The organism is Acinetobacter sp. Li1LvA2 (genome assembly GCF_056156705.1).
Window position 1 is genome coordinate 1 of sequence record NZ_JBSICF010000024.1, and the last position, 1,052, is coordinate 1,052.

1 protein-coding gene is annotated in these 1,052 nt (G+C 51.5%); it reads left to right on the forward strand.

Annotated features, from left to right (window positions below; translation table 11 throughout):
* Window positions 1-1,052 (forward strand): hypothetical protein (locus ACS604_RS18915; RefSeq protein ID WP_474772644.1); only part of this gene is annotated, 1,052 nt, incomplete at both ends.

A 1,052-nucleotide genomic window follows, 5' to 3' on the forward strand; every position in this document is an offset into this window, starting at 1 on the left:
GCAGGCGAGACCCTCAATATCACGTATGACAAGCTGGGCCGTGAGAGCATCCGGACCTTCGGTAGTTATACCGATAGTAAAGGGGTTACTGTCAAGCAGCGCATTTCCAGTGTCTATAACGGACTGGGGCTGTTATCGAGCAGTGCGGTACTGGGCAGCAATGATACGGTCAGTACCGATGACCGGGTGACCCAGTATAGCTATGACAAGCTGGGCCGACTGACCATGGAAACCGATGTCAGCCTGGGCCATAGTGTTAACTATGGCTATGACCTGATGGGGAACCGCACCTGGACCAGCAATAGCCGTAAGGCCAACGATGGCATCACCAAGTATGATGAAACGCTGATTGAATATAACCTGATGGGTAAGGAGATTACCCGCCAGACCAATGAGGGCGTCATTCCAACAGGTGCGAGCGTGATCAGCTGGAAGACCCTGGAGGAACGAGAAACCCGCTATAACGTATTTGGTGAGATTACCGGCAAACGTCTGGTCAAGACTGACAGCACCACCAAGAGCACGGACTCATGGCAGGAGGTGACCGAATATAACAATCAGGGCAAGGTGTGGAAGAGCAATGCCAATAATGGCGTGACCCGTTATTACTTATATGACCGCAATGGCAATGCGACCTTGCAGCTGGATACCACAGGTACGGGGATTACTGCCAAGAGTGCCGATCAGCTTAAGGATCTGACCGGGGTCAGCTATACCGAAACGGTGTATGACAAGCGTAACCAGGTGGTTGAGGTTCGGGAGCCGAAGTTTAACCAGGACAAGCTGGACACCAGCTTAAACCTGTTTAACCAAACGATTTCAAGGACGGTGGACAAGTCGACGGTGACCCTGACCGACAGTGCCAGCAAGCTGAGTTTTAATGCCGAGACCCAGAAGCTAAGCATTCAAACAAATGCAAGTAGAGTTATATTTAAATACTGGCCGAAGGGCAGTACCGCCACTGCGAGTAATACTTTCACCGTGGATATGCAGGCAACCACTACAGCAGGCCAGTTCGTGCTGGACATTGGGGCGATTCAGGCCAATATCGA